Source organism: Pseudarthrobacter sp. WHRI 8279 (assembly GCF_040224115.2).
Classification (GTDB): Bacteria; Actinomycetota; Actinomycetes; order Actinomycetales; family Micrococcaceae; genus Arthrobacter.
In genome coordinates this window covers 2,842,001-2,857,379 of sequence record NZ_CP168162.1, presented here as the reverse complement: position 1 = coordinate 2,857,379, position 15,379 = coordinate 2,842,001, and the positions used below count along the sequence as shown (strand labels likewise).

Annotated in this window: 17 protein-coding genes; 4 read left to right on the top strand and 13 right to left on the bottom strand. The window is 65.8% G+C overall.

Annotated features, from left to right (window positions below; all coding sequences use genetic code 11):
- Positions 1 to 318: 318 nt before the first annotated feature.
- From purM to uraD, 5 genes are all read right to left on the bottom strand, one after another.
- Entirely contained in the window at positions 319 to 1,479 is a 1,161-nt protein-coding gene (gene purM, locus ABRP28_RS13180) for a phosphoribosylformylglycinamidine cyclo-ligase (protein WP_350005301.1), read from the bottom strand.
- Positions 1,476 to 3,155 carry an amidophosphoribosyltransferase gene (purF, locus tag ABRP28_RS13175; protein ID WP_231453811.1) on the bottom strand — a complete coding sequence of 560 codons (1,680 nt, stop codon included), beginning with the start codon at positions 3,153 to 3,155 and terminating at the stop codon, positions 1,476 to 1,478. Before purF ends, purM begins: the two co-directional genes overlap by 4 nt.
- A 58-nt stretch (positions 3,156 to 3,213) precedes the next feature.
- Positions 3,214 to 3,528: a hypothetical protein gene (locus ABRP28_RS13170; RefSeq protein ID WP_350005303.1), complete on the bottom strand. Its 315-nt coding sequence runs from the start codon at positions 3,526 to 3,528 to the stop codon at positions 3,214 to 3,216.
- Positions 3,529 to 3,620: 92 nt separating this feature from the next.
- Positions 3,621 to 3,959: a hydroxyisourate hydrolase gene (uraH, locus tag ABRP28_RS13165; protein ID WP_350005305.1), complete on the bottom strand. Its 339-nt coding sequence runs from the start codon at positions 3,957 to 3,959 to the stop codon at positions 3,621 to 3,623.
- Positions 3,956 to 4,453: a 2-oxo-4-hydroxy-4-carboxy-5-ureidoimidazoline decarboxylase gene (uraD, locus tag ABRP28_RS13160; RefSeq protein WP_350005307.1), complete on the bottom strand. Its 498-nt coding sequence runs from the start codon at positions 4,451 to 4,453 to the stop codon at positions 3,956 to 3,958. The genes uraH and uraD overlap by 4 nt, the downstream gene beginning before the upstream one ends.
- Positions 4,454 to 4,725: 272 nt before the next feature.
- Between uraD and ABRP28_RS13155 the strand changes: the two genes are divergently transcribed.
- On the top strand, positions 4,726 to 5,961 hold the full coding sequence (locus ABRP28_RS13155; protein ID WP_350005309.1) for a GAF domain-containing sensor histidine kinase: 1,236 nt from the start codon (positions 4,726 to 4,728) through the stop codon (positions 5,959 to 5,961).
- 87 nt (positions 5,962 to 6,048) lie between these two features.
- Here the strand turns inward: ABRP28_RS13155 and ABRP28_RS13150 are convergent, their stop codons facing one another.
- Genes ABRP28_RS13150 through ABRP28_RS13135 form a run of 4 tightly spaced genes read right to left on the bottom strand, consistent with a single transcriptional unit; the run spans position 6,049 to position 9,874 of the window.
- Complete coding sequence (locus tag ABRP28_RS13150) at positions 6,049 to 6,474, bottom strand: ATP-binding protein (protein ID WP_350005311.1); 426 nt, start codon at positions 6,472 to 6,474, stop codon at positions 6,049 to 6,051.
- Positions 6,467 to 6,799, bottom strand: a complete 333-nt coding sequence (locus ABRP28_RS13145; RefSeq protein ID WP_350005313.1) for an STAS domain-containing protein — start codon at positions 6,797 to 6,799, stop codon at positions 6,467 to 6,469. The genes ABRP28_RS13150 and ABRP28_RS13145 overlap by 8 nt, the downstream gene beginning before the upstream one ends.
- Positions 6,789 to 8,765: a glycosyltransferase family 2 protein gene (locus ABRP28_RS13140; protein WP_350005315.1), complete on the bottom strand. Its 1,977-nt coding sequence runs from the start codon at positions 8,763 to 8,765 to the stop codon at positions 6,789 to 6,791. The genes ABRP28_RS13145 and ABRP28_RS13140 overlap by 11 nt, the downstream gene beginning before the upstream one ends.
- Complete coding sequence (locus tag ABRP28_RS13135; RefSeq protein WP_350005317.1) at positions 8,762 to 9,874, bottom strand: SpoIIE family protein phosphatase; 1,113 nt, start codon at positions 9,872 to 9,874, stop codon at positions 8,762 to 8,764. Before ABRP28_RS13135 ends, ABRP28_RS13140 begins: the two co-directional genes overlap by 4 nt.
- Positions 9,875 to 10,096: 222 nt before the next feature.
- On the opposite strand from ABRP28_RS13135, the gene ABRP28_RS13130 reads away from it, so the two are divergent.
- Positions 10,097 to 10,411, top strand: a complete 315-nt coding sequence (locus ABRP28_RS13130; protein ID WP_350005319.1) for a hypothetical protein — start codon at positions 10,097 to 10,099, stop codon at positions 10,409 to 10,411.
- A gap of 263 nt (positions 10,412 to 10,674) precedes the next feature.
- Here ABRP28_RS13130 and ABRP28_RS13125 read toward each other — a convergent pair whose 3' ends face one another.
- Both ABRP28_RS13125 and ABRP28_RS13120 read right to left on the bottom strand, forming a co-directional pair.
- Positions 10,675 to 11,238, bottom strand: a complete 564-nt coding sequence (locus tag ABRP28_RS13125; RefSeq protein ID WP_350005321.1) for an ABC transporter substrate-binding protein — start codon at positions 11,236 to 11,238, stop codon at positions 10,675 to 10,677.
- Positions 11,239 to 11,521: 283 nt separating this feature from the next.
- Positions 11,522 to 12,115 carry a GNAT family N-acetyltransferase gene (locus tag ABRP28_RS13120; RefSeq protein ID WP_350005323.1) on the bottom strand — a complete coding sequence of 198 codons (594 nt, stop codon included), beginning with the start codon at positions 12,113 to 12,115 and terminating at the stop codon, positions 11,522 to 11,524.
- 159 nt (positions 12,116 to 12,274) lie between these two features.
- Between ABRP28_RS13120 and ABRP28_RS13115 the strand changes: the two genes are divergently transcribed.
- Together ABRP28_RS13115 and ABRP28_RS13110 are read left to right on the top strand one after the other, a co-directional pair.
- Entirely contained in the window at positions 12,275 to 12,478 is a 204-nt protein-coding gene (locus tag ABRP28_RS13115; RefSeq protein ID WP_350005325.1) for a hypothetical protein, read from the top strand.
- A 56-nt stretch (positions 12,479 to 12,534) separates the two neighbouring features.
- Complete coding sequence (locus tag ABRP28_RS13110) at positions 12,535 to 14,028, top strand: MFS transporter (RefSeq protein WP_350005327.1); 1,494 nt, start codon at positions 12,535 to 12,537, stop codon at positions 14,026 to 14,028.
- Between the two features lie 99 nt (positions 14,029 to 14,127).
- Here the strand turns inward: ABRP28_RS13110 and bcp are convergent, their stop codons facing one another.
- Both bcp and ABRP28_RS13100 read right to left on the bottom strand, forming a co-directional pair.
- Positions 14,128 to 14,607, bottom strand: coding sequence for a thioredoxin-dependent thiol peroxidase (gene bcp / locus ABRP28_RS13105; RefSeq protein ID WP_350005329.1), 480 nt, complete (start codon positions 14,605 to 14,607; stop codon positions 14,128 to 14,130).
- Positions 14,608 to 14,687: 80 nt separating this feature from the next.
- Entirely contained in the window at positions 14,688 to 15,377 is a 690-nt protein-coding gene (locus ABRP28_RS13100; RefSeq protein WP_350005330.1) for a winged helix-turn-helix domain-containing protein, read from the bottom strand.
- Positions 15,378 to 15,379: the final 2 nt, after the last annotated feature.

Sequence of the window (15,379 nt, the reverse complement as noted above, 5' to 3'; positions counted from 1 at the left end):
GACCACCTGGCTGCCGCGCTGATGCACGGTGCAGGGGCGGGCTTCTCTGTGGTTGCTTCTTCTGGCTTCCGCCGGTTCGGCGGGGAAGGCGGTTCGGCCGGGTGGGCGCCCAGGCGCCGGTGGTTTCCGGCGGGGCATCAGGCCTTGGAATGGCCCGGCTGACTGTCTCTCATGCACTTCCAGATTCAAACCTAAAACTAAGTATGCTTAGTAGTCAAGGGAAGGGTGCCTAGAGCGGCCCCTGTTAAACGCATCGAGTGCTCCGTATCTGCCGTTCTGAAGCGTCAAAACGGCTGATACGGAGCACTCGAAAAAAATCTAGGCGTAGGCGTTAACCAGGCTGACTGCGCCGCCGTCCACGCCCTTGGCCCCCTGGACGTAATCGGGGCCGGACTTCAGGATCGAATCCGAATCATGGGTGACCGTGCCCATAACCCAGGACGGCAGGCCGCGATCGTTGAGGCGGGCAACTGCCGCATCTGCCGCTTCGGGGGAGACGATGGCCACCATGCCCACGCCCAGGTTCAGCGTGCGCTCAAGGTCGGCCAGCGGAACGTTGCCCAGTTCGGACACCAGTTTGAAGATGGCCGGCAGTTCCCAGGTGGAGCGGTCCACGGTGGCCACGAGGCTCTGGGGGAGAACGCGGGCCAGGTTGGCGGCGAGGCCGCCGCCGGTGACGTGGCTGAAGCCATGCACCGCGGACGAGCCCGTAACGGGGAACGTGCGTGCAAGGTCCAGGCAGTCCGCTGCGTAAACGCGGGTGGGTTCAAGGAGTTCCTCGCCCAGCGTGCGGCCCAGCTCCGAGACCTGGCGGTCCAGTGCCCAGCCGGCGTGGTTGATGACACGGCGGACCAGGGAGTAGCCGTTGGAGTGGAGGCCCGACGAGGCCATGCCGATCACGACGTCGCCGGCACGGACGCGGTCCGGTCCCAGCAGGTGGTCTGCCTCGATAACGCCGGTGGCAGCTCCCGCGACGTCATACTCGTGCTCGCCCAGCAGGCCGGGGTGCTCAGCAGTTTCGCCGCCCACCAGGGCGGTTCCGGCCACGGAGCAGGCGGCGGCAATGCCACGGACAATGTCGGCGATGCGCTCGGGCACCACCTTGCCGCAGGCGATGTAGTCCGTCATGAACAGCGGCTCTGCGCCCACAACCACGATGTCGTCCACCACCATGCCCACAAGGTCGAACCCGATGGTGTCGTGGATGTCCATGGCCTGCGCGATGGCTACCTTGGTGCCCACGCCGTCCGTGGAGGTAGCCAGCAGCGGCTTCTTGAAGGTAAGCAGCCTGGAGACGTCGTAGAGGCCGGCGAAGCCGCCCACCCCGCCGATCACCGAGGAGTTATGGGTGGCCTTGATGGCACCCTTCATAAGCTCGACGGCGCGGTCGCCGGCTTCAACATCGACGCCCGCGGACGCGTAGGTGATGCCGGCAGTGTTCCCGGAGGTGTTGCCGGAGGCGGGGGCAGCGGAAGTCATACGGACTCTTTCTTGTCGGCGCCGGGGGTGGTGGCTACGTGGTGGGTCTCTGGCACGAGGTCGGCTTCGGTGAGCAGGTTTTCAAACTCGGAGTCCGGCCCGGGATCGCAGCCGGTGGCGCCGGCCTTCTCTGCCGGGTCTTCGTGGGAGTCGACGGAGAGGGCGGCGGTGGAGCCGGGAAGGGCCGACGGCGAGGGCTTCAGTCCGCCGAGGTCCTTGCGTTCCAGCAGGTTCTTGCCCAGCTTGTCCGAGCCCGGAAGCTCGATGGGGTACTTGCCCGTGAAGCAGGCGGTGCAGAGGCGCTCACGCGGCTGGCGGGTTGCACCGATCATGCCGTCTTCGGAGATGTAGGCCAGCGAGTCGGCGCCGATGGCCTGGGAAATTTCCTCGATGGTGGCGCCGTTGGCAATCAGCTCGGCGCGGGAGGCGAAGTCGATGCCGTAGAAGCAGGGCCACTTCACGGGCGGGGAGGAAATCTTGACGTGGACGGCGGCGGCGCCGGCCTCCCGGAGCATCCGGACAATGGCGCGCTGGGTGTTGCCACGGACGATCGAATCATCCACCACCACCACGCGCTTGCCGCGGATGACGGATTCGAGGGCGTTGAGCTTGAGCCGGATGCCGAGCTGGCGGAGGGTCTGCGAGGGCTGGATGAAGGTGCGGCCCACGTAGGAGTTCTTGACGAAGCCGTGCGCGAACGGAATGCCGGATTCCTCGGCGTAGCCCACGGCTGCGGGTGTTCCCGATTCCGGAACGGGGATGACGATGTCCGCCACCTGGGTGTTTTCGCGGGCCAGCTGGCGGCCCATCTCCACGCGGGACTCGTACACGGAACGGCCGGCGATAGCGGCGTCCGGGCGGGCAAGGTAGACGTACTCGAAAACGCAACCGGCCGGCGTCGGCTCTGCAAACTTCTGGGAACGCACACCCTGCTCGTCGATGGCGATGAACTCGCCGGGTTCGATTTCGCGGATGAAGCTTGCGCCCACAGTGGCCAGGGCGGACTGCTCGGAGGCCACAACCCAGCCACGCTCCAGGCGGCCCAGCACCAGCGGGCGGATGCCGTAGGTGTCGCGCGCCGCGTAGAGGGTGCCTTCATCCATGAACACGAAGCAGAAGCCGCCCTTGATCTTGGGCAGCAGCTCGGTGGCGGTTTCCTCGAGGCTCTTGCCCGGTTCGCCTTCCAGGAGGGCGGTGACCAGGGCGGTGTCGGAGGTGTTGCCCTGCTTCATTTCGCCGGTGAGCTGGCCGCCGTTCCGTTCCTGGATCATGGCGTTCAGCTCGGCGGTGTTGGTGAGGTTGCCGTTGTGCGCCAGGGCCACGGTTCCGGTGCTTGTTGCGCCGAGGGTGGGCTGGGCGTTGGCCCAGTGGCTGGCTCCGGTGGTGGAGTAGCGGCAGTGTCCCACCGCCAGGTGCCCGGTCAGGGTGTTCAGCGTGGTCTCGTCGAAGACCTGGGAAACGAGCCCCATGTCCTTGTAGACATTGATCCGCTTGCCGTCGCTGGTGGCAATACCAGCCGACTCCTGACCGCGGTGCTGCAGTGCATACAGCCCGTAATAGGTAAGTTTTGCTACTTCTTCACCTGGTGCCCAGACGCCGAAGACGCCACAAGCGTCCTGCGGGCCTTTTTCGCCAGGGAGAAGATCATGGGAAAGTTTTCCATCGCCGCGTGCCACTGGTCGATTATCTCACGACATGGGGTATGACTTTTCCGGCCGCCGGTTTGTGACCGTGCTAGGGCTGGAGGTCGGTGTCCGGCTCGGAATCCGGCACCGCTTCCACTGTGGCCCGCTGCTGCCGCCTGATGCTCCGGCGGTCCAGGACCAGGGCCAGCACCGCGCCGAGGATCGCACCGCCGCCGGCGAACAGCACAAGGAAGAAGCCAAAGACGGCGCCGGCGTCGAAACTGGGATTGGCGGGAACCGCGTAGGCCACCACAGCCGCCGCCGCGATGCCCACCAGCGCGCCGAGGATGAGGAACGGCACATACTTGGGCGCGCGGCGGACGTTGACTTCGCGGCGCTCGGCGGGGGGTTGTTCAGAAGGCATGCGTTAAGCCTACTGCCGGAGTTTTTGTCCACGTAACGGCCGTTGCAGAGCGGGCTTCGGCTCGATAAACGGACAAAAACTCCAGTGCCAGTTCAGCTGCCGCGGTAGGTGGAGTAGGCAAACGGGCTGAGCAGGAGGGGCACGTGGTAGTGCTCGGGGCCGGTCACCTCGAACACCAGGTCCACCTCGGGGAAGAACGTGGCCGTCTGCAGGCCTGCGTAATAGTCCCCGGTGGCGAAGTTGAGCTTGTAGTGCCCGGGTTCCAGCTGCTCCGGGCCAAGGTCCTTGGCGCGGCCGTCGGCGTCGGTGGTGGAGTCGGCAAGGTGGCGCCAGGTGCCGCCGTCGTTTTGGTAAAGCACGACGGCGACCCCCGCCGCCGGGCGTCCGGCACCTGTGTCGAGGATGTGGGTGGTGACGTGGGAGACGCTCATTCGGTGATCAGTCCTTCCAGCCGCAGTACGGCGATTTCGCGCAGCTGCTGCGCCACGATGGTGTCTTCCTCGGCCGGCGTGTTGGTGAGCCGTTCATTCAGGACCCGGAGGATTTCGGGGGCGGTGCGGCCGGCGGCGCGGATCAGGAAGACCCTGCCGAACTTGTCCTCGTAGTCCCGGTTGCCCCGGGCCAGGGCCTCGGTGAGGGCGCTGTCCGTGGGATCCACCCCGGCCTGCTCGGAACGCGACATGGACGCCTCGGTGGTGGCCGCCGTCGGGCGTTCCCCGATGCGCGGATGGTGTGCCATGGCTGACTCCACCTCGGCGGACGTAAAAGGGCTCGCAGCCTGGGATGCAAAGGCCAGGAGCGAGTCCTTGCTGGCGAACGGGCGGGCGGCGGCGACGGCCTCCACCCAGCGGGCGACGTCGATGCAGGGGCGGAGGGTCTCGGCGGCCCTGATGGGTTCCGCGGAGTTGAATTCGGCGAGCTTCATGCTGGCTGGTCCCTTGGTGAGGTTCTGCTGGCATCCATGGTGACGGCTATGCGGAGGCCGGACTTCCCGGCACCCGGGCGGCGCAACTTTCCGCCACCAAGGCTTCCGCATCATGGAACTGTTATTTCAGCATACGTAATATTCAAAAGCAGGACGCGAGTGGTGTCAAGAAGACTACAACAGCGCTCAGGGCAAGCCGGTATCATCACGGGAGAGCCGGAGGCTCAAGTGGATGATGCTGGGGGGCTCAAAAGAATATGGACGGGACGGCTATGCAAATGCTGACCGATCAGGACGCTGTACGCGAGGCTGGACTACGGGAGTATGGGCTGGTCCCTTCCGCTGCGGATGAGCTGCCGGTACTGGTGGACGCCTGGACCCGGAGTGCCCTGGACAACCTGGTCCAGCTCGCAGCTTCCCTGTGCGGCGTCCCCTACAGCGTGGTCAATATCATCACCGCGGAGCACCAGCTGCAGATTGCGGCTTTCGGCATTGACCCCGGCATCTGCTTCCGCGAGGACTCGATGTGCGCCAGCGTCTTCCTGAGCCGCAGCACAACAGTGGTTGACGACGCCTCGCAGGATTCCCGCTTCGCCGCCAACCCGTTCGTGACCGGGGAGATCGCCGACGTCCGCTTCTACGCCTCCGTGCCACTGGAGACCCCGTCCGGGCTTGTGCTCGGTTCGTTGTGCGTCTTCTCCAATGAGCCCGGACGCCCCGGCCCCGGGCAGGTAACGATGCTGGAAATGCTGGCCCAGCAGGTGGTGGAGCTCCTGGAACTGCAGCACCGCACCCTGCAGCTCTCCGACGCCCTGTCCGAGCTGAAGCGCAGCAATGCACTTCTCTCCGAGTTTGCCGGCCGCGTCAGCCACGACCTCCGTGCCCCGCTCACCGCCATCCTCGGGTATGTGGAGCTGGCGGAGGACGATCCGGACATTGCGGCGGACCACCCTTCCGTGGAATATCTGGGGTACGTCGGCAGCAGCGGGCGCCGCATGCTGGGAATGCTGGAGGACGTGCTGGACTATGCCAAGGCGGACGGAGCGCTGAACCGGGAGCGCGTGTCCCTGCTGTCAGTCACGGCGGAGGCTGCGCGGGACCTGGGGGTGGGTTTGGGGGCCGGCAGCGGAATTTCCTGCGAGGACGCGGAACTGTTCGCGGACCGGTCCCAGCTGCGGACCCTGGTGCAAAACCTCCTGGCGAACTCCCTTAACTACCGGAGCGGCTCCCGCCAGGTCCGGGTGGCCGTCAGCGCCGACCCCGGGCCACTGGGCGTCACCGTTCACGTGGCAGACAACGGCAAGGGCATGCTGCCGTCAGAGCGGCAGCGGGCCGTGGAACCGCTGGCCAGGCTGAACCGGCCCGGGGACGGCCCCGGAACAGGGCTTGGATTGTCCACCTGCCAGCGCATCGCCCAAGCGCACGGGGGAGAGCTGTCCATCACGGACACCCCCGGCGGCGGAGCTACCGTCTCAGTGCTGTTCCCCTCTAGTGGGCCGATCTCCTAGCGTGCCGGTTACCAAGGAGTTTTTGTCCAGATATGCAGGGTTCCGGCGCCCGAAACCCTGCATATCTGGACAAAAACTCTTATTGGGTTAGCCGTGTTGTGAGGTGCGGGTGAGCACCCAGGTGTTGGTGCCGTCCTGGCGCTCGAACGTGACGGTGGTGACCAGCGCCTCGATTAGCGCCAGGCCGCGGCCCGACTCAGCGTCTTCATCCGGCGACCCCGGAACCATCGGTCCAAACGGCGGCGCGGCGTGATAGGCGCTGACGCGGGCCCGCAGCAGTGCGGGCTGCACCTCGATGTCCACACCGAGCTCCACCGGGTCCTGCCCCACAGGCTCCGCGTGCTGGACGATGTTCGACGCCGACTCGATCACCGCCGTCGTAAACGTCATCTGGTCCATGTCCCCCACGAAGGGGACATCGAGCCAAAGGCTGTCCAGGTCGTTGTGGACGGATTCGATGGCCTCTTCGGCAGCCGGTCCCCGGAAGCTGCGCGACGCCAGGACGTCAGTCATTGCTGAACGCCTCTTCGGCTGAACCGTAGGACGTCAACACCTTGTCCATGCTGGTCAGCTGCAGGACCATCTTCACCTGCGGCTGCACGGCGGCGATCCGGAGGTCCCCGCCGGCCTGGCGCGCAGCCTTGAGGCAGCCAATGAGCGCCCCGAGGCCTGAGGAGTCCATGAACGCCGTGTTTTCCAGGTTGACCACGATCCGGTTGGAACCGCCGGCAATCACATCGGTGACAAATTCCCGCAGCTTCGGTGCGGAGACCATGTTGAGCCGCCCGTCCGCCCTCACCTCGGCGTACGAGTCCTTGACCTCATAACTAAACTCCATCGGCGTTCCTTTCGTGTTGACCGGCTGACGGCGCGGCGGCCGGTTCGTAACCTTTGTAAAGCACTGCGCGGACCAGGATGCTCATGACCACCAGGTCGAAAATGACCCAGGCAACGTTCACCAGCGTGCCCAGGGGTTCCGCGAGTCCGGTGGCCAGGCGGATGATTCCGACGACGGCGGCCACCGCCAGCAGCACGGACACCACGATCTGCGGCTGGATCAGGCTCCAGCTGGGTCCGCCGCTCTGGCGCGCCTTGGGGGTGACGGCAAACCCAAGGGGACGGCCGAACCACACGTTGCGTGCCGCCGTCGAACACGCCTTGATCCAGGTGGGGAACAGCGCCAGGCTGTACTGCTGCCCGCGCCAGGTGGGGATGCCGCGGCCGGCGACCGCGAACAGCAGCTGGTTGACCACCATGAAGGGGATGAACCGAATGAAGAAGTCCCAGCTCAGGCTGGTGACTGGCAGGATGCCCAGCAGCAGGTAGATGATGGGCGCGGCGAAATAGATGACCGCTGCGTAGCCGCTCAGGTAGGTCCACATGGTGGCGAAGTACATGAGCCGCTGGCCGAGCTTGAGGCCCTTCTGGACCAGCGGGTTTTCCCGCAGCAGCACCTGGATGGTGCCCTGCGCCCAGCGGAGCCGCTGGGTGAGCATGGTCTTCAGGTCCTCCGGAGCCAGGCCGTAGGCCAGGACCTCGTGGTGGTAGACGCTCTCCCAACCCATGGCGTGCATGCGCATGGCGGTGGCCATGTCCTCGGTAACGGAGATGGTGGCCAGCGGCATGACCGGCTGGGCTTCGTCGTTGCGTTCCACGGACAGCGCGTCCAGGACGGCCTGCACGGATTCGAGGGCGCCCAGCGGCGACCAGTCGCGGGCGGACATCCGCTGCACGGCGTCGTCCGCCACCACCGGAACACCGGACTCGCCCACATGGGCCAGTTCCATGGCCGCGATCTCTTCAAGGTCCGCCTGGAGGGCTTCGACGTCGGCCATCACCAGGGTCTGCACGGCAGCGTCCACGCGGCGGCGGACCCGATAGGTGATCTCGCCCAGGGGCTGACCGGCGTCGAGTTCCTGCTGGGCCTCGCGGGTGGCGGCTTCAACCTCGTCCAGCACCTGGGCCACCAGCGGTGTTTCCGTGTCCGCTGACTTCCGGGCCTGCTTGATGGCGGAGCGCGAGGCGGCCAGCGCCCGGCGGATGCTCTTCTCGGTTTCCTTGACATAGCCCACCAGGCCCAGCTGCATCAGGGCCTCGCGGCGCAGGATGGCGTTGGAGCCGCAGAAGAAGGCCGCGTTCCAGCCGTCTTTGCCCTGCTGGATGGGGCCGTAGAACAGGGGAGCCTGGCTGCCCAGCGGATCGTCCGCCGGGACGTTGCTGAAGTACTGCGGCGTCTGGACCAGCGCCACCCGGCGGTTGTTGAAGTAGCCGAGGGTCTTTTCCAAAATGTCCGGTTCGGGGATCTGGTCCGCGTCCAGGATCAGGAGGAACTCGCCGTGCGTCTGCATCAGCGCGTTGTTGAGGTTGCCGGCCTTGGCATGCCGGGGCAAGTTGGAGGTCCAGTCCTCGCTCCGGGTGACGTACCCCAGGCCGTGCTGTTCGGCGAGGGCCTTCAGCTCGGGGCGGGCGCCGTCGTCCAGGATCCAGGTGCTGTGCGGGTGCCTGATTTTCTGCGCGGCCAGAGCGGTGGTCATCACCATGTCCAGGTCTTCGTTGTACGTGGTGATGAAGACGTCCACGGTGGCATCGGACGGGGGCGGCGGGGCGCCCTTGCGGATCTTCAGCTTCCACACGGTCATGCCGAAGAGCATGACGTCGATCAGGCTGTAGGTCTCGGCGATCACCAGCGGCAGCGCAATCCACCAGGCGTCCCAGTTCAGCGAGGCGGCCCAGCGCCAGGCGATGTAGTTGACGCCCGTGATGACGGTCAGGACAACAACAAGCCGGGTCCAGAAGCGGGTCATGCCGCGGGTTCCTGCGGCAGCCGGCGGACCACAACCACCGTGACATCATCCTCGGCCGTGGCGGCGGGGGCCAGGGCGAGGATGGCAGTGCTGGCGGCCTGCGCTGACTCCTGGTTGTGCGTTGCATGGAGTACGGCGTCGGTAAAGGCCTCCACGGAGTCGAAAACGTCCAGCACGCCGTCGCTCACAACCACCAGGGAATCACCCGGCTGCAGGTCCAGGGCAGACTGCGGCCATTCCGTTCCTGCCCACGCGCCCACCGGGGGACCGCCCGAAGGAAGCCGGTGCACCGTGCCGCCGGACTGCACGTGCAGCGCAAGCCCGTGGCCGGCGTCGACGTAGCTGACCCTTCCGGAAGCGGCGTCCAGGCGGGCATGGAAGAGGGTGACAAAGGAGTTTGAGGAGTCCAGGTCCGCGGCGATCGCCCTGCTGGCCGAGCCGAAGGCCGTGTCCAGGTCATGCCGCAGGCCAGTGGAGCGCATCACCGCGCGGACCGTTGCGGCGATTAGTGCGGCACCCATTCCCTTGCCCATGGCGTCGGCGAAGGTCAAGTGGAGCCCGTCCGGGGTCAGGTACCAGTCATAGAAGTCCCCGCCTACGTTCTGCGAGGGCCTGAACATCCCGGCGACATCGTAGCCCTCCACCTGGATGTTCTCCTGGGGCAGGAGGCTTTGCTGGACCTCCGTGGCCCGCTCCAGGTCGCTGCGCGCGGCAGAATCCGCGGCTGCGGACGGCCGGCGGCGGAACAGGGCATTGATCCTGGACTGGAGCTCGCGCGGGCTGAACGGTTTGCTGAGATACTCGTCCGCGCCGTTGTCCAGGCCGGTCAGCTTGTCCAGCTCATCGGCCCGGGCGGTCAGCATCACAATAAAGGCGTCGGAAAATTCACGGAGCAGTTTGCAGACTTCAAGGCCGTCAAGGTCCGGCAGGTTCAGGTCCAGCGTGACGAGGTCCGGCTGGACGCGGCGCACTTCCTCCACCCCTGCCAGGCCAGCTTCCGCCTGGGTGACATCGAATCCCTGCTTGGCAAGGACGCGGACCAGCAGCCCGCGGATGTCCGGGTCATCTTCGATGACAACGGCGCGACGGGATTCGGTGGGAGAGGCCATAGGTCTACTTCTACCGTATTAACCCCCGCGGGGCATGTCGCAGCACTTTACATGGGGTGCCAGGCCTCGGCCGCCGGTTCAGGATCTTGTGGAAATCCTTGGACCTGCTTGCCCGGACATTGAGGTCCGCCCGGGACACTCGAAGGCACGGAGCAGCTTTCATCGGAACCGGGCCAAGGACGGCCGGCCGGACGGCTGCACGGCTCGGAAAAGGTGCAGGTCATGGGGCAAAAAAGGATCATAGACCAGGCGGCGGTCCACGCGGCCGCCTTTGCGGCCTTGGACAAAGGCCGGGCGCTGCTGCGTGTGTATTTCCACAGGCGGAAGGTGCGCGCTGCCGCCACGGCGCTGGCGGCAGCTTTGGCTGAGTCCCGGGAGGTGTGGAGCTGGCCGGGAGACCGGCTTCCAGTGGGGGACGAGATGTCCCAGCAGGTGGAGAGGCTGACCCGGCGCCTCAAGCTGGAGACGGAGGCCCACGTGAGGCTGGAGGCACTTTTTAAGACTGCGGGTGGAGGGCGTTCCGTCCTGGCGCTTTAGGTGCCACACTTATGAGCAATCGAGTGGCTGGGGTTACCGGGTCAGGAGATTGTTATGGGTTGGTGGACAGGTTGGGCGTACCTCATTGCGGGACTCATGACAGTGGATGCACTGCTCCTGGCATTGTGGGCCATTGACGAGGACTGGCCCGGCAAATGGTGGAAGAAACCCTGACTGTTGTGTTTTCCTGTCCGCCCCCGACAGATAAATGACTGTGGGCAGTCCCGGAGGACCGCCCACAGTTTTAGTTGCTGGCTTGGAGCTTAGAGGCCAAGCAGGCGGTTGAGCAGGTTCGCCAGTCCGCTGGTGCCGCTGCCGTCCAGCAGGCCGGTGACGGCGCACAGGAGGTTGCCCACCAGGTTGCCGGCTCCAGGGACGGCAGTGATGTCCAGCTGGATCTGGTTGAGGTCGATGACAAGACCCAGGACGTTGAGGTTCAGTGGTCCCAAGTCGAGGTTGACCACATCGCAGGCGGCGCCGCCTGCAAGGGTCTTCTCAACGCCGCTTGTAACGGCTGTTGTGACCTCGGTTGCCGGGATGGCAGTCGCAGCGCCCGTGGCTGAGGTCAGGGTGCCTTCCACCAGGCCCGTTGCGGTCAGGACGCCATCCTGGACCTGGAAGCTGGTGGGCGTGAACGTACCTGCGAAAGCAGATCCATCGGTTGCGATGCCGGTGACCGTTGAGGTCACGTTGGCCGCATCTGCCGTGTTCGCCGAGGCGGCGGGCGCCGGTGCGGGCGGGGCAGCGGAGGCCGGGGCGCCCGCTCCGAAGATCATGGCTCCGGAAAGGGCTACTGCTGCCATAGGTGCAAGGACTCGTGTGCGCATATCTAATGTTCCTTTCAGTGCCGGTTTACGGCGCTTGAACCCCCGGCGTCCCAGCCCCCATGCGGAACTGCCGGCGGAACTCTTGATTTGCTGGATGAGGTGTTTACAAGCACCCCAACGGCTTTGCGTGATTGGCATCACCGTTACTACGAAACTAATAGTAAGTATGCTGATTAGTCAACTCCTCGACTTGATATGACAAGAGGATGAAGACGGCAGGCCTGAGTGCGGGTGCGTGAAAAGGCGTGCTGCAGCGCCCCCGGATCGAGGTTTGTTCTGCTGCTCAGGCCATGCCCGGGGACGTCCCGCCCAGCTCCAGCCGCATCAGCACCCGCGGGAATCCGTTGAGCACCGACCCGGTGTCCGCAACTTTGGTGAAACCCGCATTCTCGAATAGCTTGCGCGTGCCCACGTAGGCCATGGTGAGGTCCACCTTCCTGCCGCCGTTGTCCACCGGGTACCCCTCAACGGCGGGCGCCCCGAAGCTCCTGGCCATGGCCACCGCACCCGCCAGCAGATGGTGCGATATGCCCTTGCTCCGGTAGCCGGGCCGCACCCTGATGCACCACACGGACCACACCTCCGCATCGTCCACGTGCGGGATCTTGCGGTTACCCGCGAAACTGGTGTCCGCACGGGGGTGCACCGCTGCCCACCCAACTACCTCGCCGCCGTCGTACGCCAAAACCCCCGGGGGAGGACTCTGGGCCACCAACTGCTTCACCAGGTCCCCGCGCTCTGTCCCATGCAGTGCCTGGTTTTGTTTCGACGGGATGCGGTAGCTCAGGCACCAGCAGACGTTGGCGTCCGGCCGCTTGGGGCCCACCATGGTTTTGACGTCCTCGAAGCTGGTTGCGGGACGGACCTCGATCGCCATGCGGCCATCCTGTCACCGGGCAGTGCGGCTCGCAACGGAACTCGCAACTGCGCCCGCGGCGGCACCTGCATCGGCACCTGGATCTGCACCTGCAACGCCTGGCGACAGCACCGCTACACTGTACCGACACGGCAACTGCGGATAGACATGGCGGGCACAATGAACGACAAGCTGCACCTCACTCCGGATGACCAGTTCCCGGAGGACCTGGAAAACGTATCCGATAACGAACTGCAGGTCCTGGACAGCCGTGTCCAGCGCCAGCTCGACCACGAGATGGTGGTGGACGGCGAATCGGACCGTGAAACCGAGTTCCGCCACTACGAGCTGGACCAGGAGTTCAACGACCGCGACAAGCGCTGACGAAAGCCCGGTCCTGACCGTGTCCATGCTCCCGGGGTGTCATTACACTGGGACGCATGACCGACCAGGAACCGGTCCCGCCGCACGCCGCGGCGGCTTCCGACGGCGGGAAAAGATTTAGCGAAGACGCAGCTGTTACCTCTGCCGCGCTTGCGGACGGTGACGTTGAGGGCCTCACGGATCCGGACGCCGTCGACACCTCTTTGCGCACCCCGGCACAGCGGTCCCGCACCTTTGCCGGGATCCTGGTGAACACCGCCGCCGCCAACGTCACCACCAGCTATCTATGGTTCGCCCTGACGTTCTGGGTATACCTGGAGACGCGCAACGTGATCGCCACCGGGGTGGTGGGCGGGGCTTACATGCTTCTTATCGCCGTTTCCAGCATCAGCTTCGGCACGTTCGTGGACCGCTACCGCAAGCTGGCTGTGATGCGCTTTGCCGCCGCTTTCACCCTGGTGATGTTCGCGCTGTCCGGGGCCATGTTCCTGCTGACGCCCACCGCGTGGCTGCTGGACCTGGCCCGGCCGTGGTTCTGGGTTTTCACCTTGGTCATCCTGATCGGTGCGGTGGTGGAAAATATGCGCAACATCGCCCTCTCCACCACGGTGACCATCCTCATCGAGCCGGATCGCCGCGCCAACGCCAACGGGATGGTGGGCATGGTGCAGGGACTGATGTTCATCGTCACGTCCGTGCTTTCCGGACTCTCGGTGGGGCTGCTCGGCATGGGCTGGACCATCGCCGTCGCCCTGGCCCTCACCGCGCTCGCGTTCCTGCACCTGCTGACCCTGCGCATGCCCGAGGAAGTGCGGGCGGCAGCCACGGACGCCCATGGCAGCTTTGACCTGCGCGGTTCCCTCGCGGCCGTGCTGGCCATTTCCGGGCTTTTCGCCCTGATCCTGTTTTCCACGTTCAACAACTTCATTGGCGGCGTGTACATGGCCTTGATGGACCCGTACGGCCTGGAGATGTTCCCCGTGGAGCTCTGGGGAATTTTTTCGGCGGTCGGGTTCACGGGGATCCTTCTGGGCGGCGCGCTGATTGGCAAGTTCGGGCTGGGTTCCAACCCGTTGCGCACCCTGCTCCTTGCGGTCGCGTTGATGGGCGTCCTGGGAGCCGTGTTCACCGTGCGGGAGTGGGCGTGGCTGTATATCGCGGGTATCTGGGCCTACCTGGTCCTGGTGCCCTTTGTTGAAGCCGCGGAGCAGACAGTGATCCAGCAGGTGGTGCCTTTGCAGCGGCAGGGCCGGGTGTTCGGGTTTGCCATGGCGTTCGAGTCGGCAGCTTCGCCCGTCACGGCGTTCCTGATCGCCCCGATCGCCCAGTTCTGGATCATTCCCTATGCACGGTCCGCCGAAGGAGCCGCCCGGTTGGCCCCGCTGCTGGGCGAGGGCACCTCCCGCGGCATCGCCCTGGTGTTCCTCGTGGCCGGAGTCATTATGGTCCTCGCCGCGCTGCTGGCTTTCCTCACACCGGTCTACCGCCGGGTCTCGGAAGAGTATGCCGCCGCGGCGGCAGAGGCGAAAGCGGCGGCCGGCGGCCCTTAACGCCGGACGCTCCTGCAGTTCAAACTGCAGGAGCGTCCGGGGAAAAGCGGCGTTAAGTGAAAGAGCGTTTGGGGATACCCGACTTTAAGTGCGGGGGCGTCAGAGCCCCAGGGCTTCCTTCAGGGCTGCCACGTGGCCGTCGGCCTTGACCTGGTACTGGGCCAGGACAACCTTGCCTTCGGGATCCACCACAACGGTGGAGCGGACCAGGCCCTCGGTGATTTCGCCGTTGACTAGCTTCTCGCCCCAGGCGCCGTAGGCCAGGGCGACTTGGTGGTCGGGGTCGGAGAGCAGGGGGAAGGTCAGGGAGAAGTCGCCCGTGAAGCCGGCCAGGGCCTCGGGCTCGTCGGGGGAGACGCCGATGACCTCGTAGCCCTTGCCCTGCAGGGAGGCCAGGCTGTCGCGGAAGTCGCAGGCCTCGGTGGTGCAGCCGGGGGTGGCGGCCTTCGGGTAGAAGTACACGATGACATTCTTGCCACGGTAGTCGGCCAAGGCAGTCTCGCGGCCCTGGGCATCCTGAAGGGTGAAGTCAGGGGCCGGGGTTCCGGGCTGGAGCTTGGTGGTCAGGGTGGGGCTCATGGTGTTCCTTTGGAAGACTTTGTCATTACTGGCAAAACATCAAGTGAAGCGGCTTCCCGCTCAGTGATACAACTCCGGCGTCATATGCAGTATTCCGCCGGCCCGCGGACGGTGGCGCAGGAACCGTGCACAAACTGGTAGCCGCCGCCCCTTACGGTGGCCACGGCATGGCGCGCATTCCCCAGCTTGCGGCGGATCCTGCCCACATATACGTCGATGGACCGTGCCGAGGCTCCGGGGGTTTCGAACGAGTCCAAAAACTCCTGCAGTTCCTCCCTGCCCACAGTGCGGGACAGGTGCGTGACCAGGTACCGGAGGACCTTGAATTCGACGCCGGTCAGCGGCACGCGCCGACCGTCCAGCAGGACCTGGTCAGCTGCGAGGTCTACGGCCATGCGGCTGACGGGGCCGGCCGACGGCGGCAGCCGCGTGCCGCCGTCGTCCTCCCCTGGTGCCCCGGATGGGGCGCCGGAAGGGGCCTCCGCCGCGGAGGGAGGCTGAGAGGAGTCGTCTGCTGTGCCTCCCCCCGCGCAAGCGGAGGACCCAGTTGTGGGAGCTCCGGCGGCGGGCCAGTGGACTTCCGCCTCCGGAGCAGTCTGAAGGGCCCTGGCCAGGACCAGTTGGGCGGCGCGGGCCAGGAGTTCCGGGCTGGTGCCTTCCTCCGGGACCACCCACACGGCGAGGCCGCGGGCAGCTGCCCCGGTGAAGGCGGGCCTGGCGATGGTTCCGGGACGTGCCCCCGTCCTCGGATGGTGGGCTTCCACTGCCATGG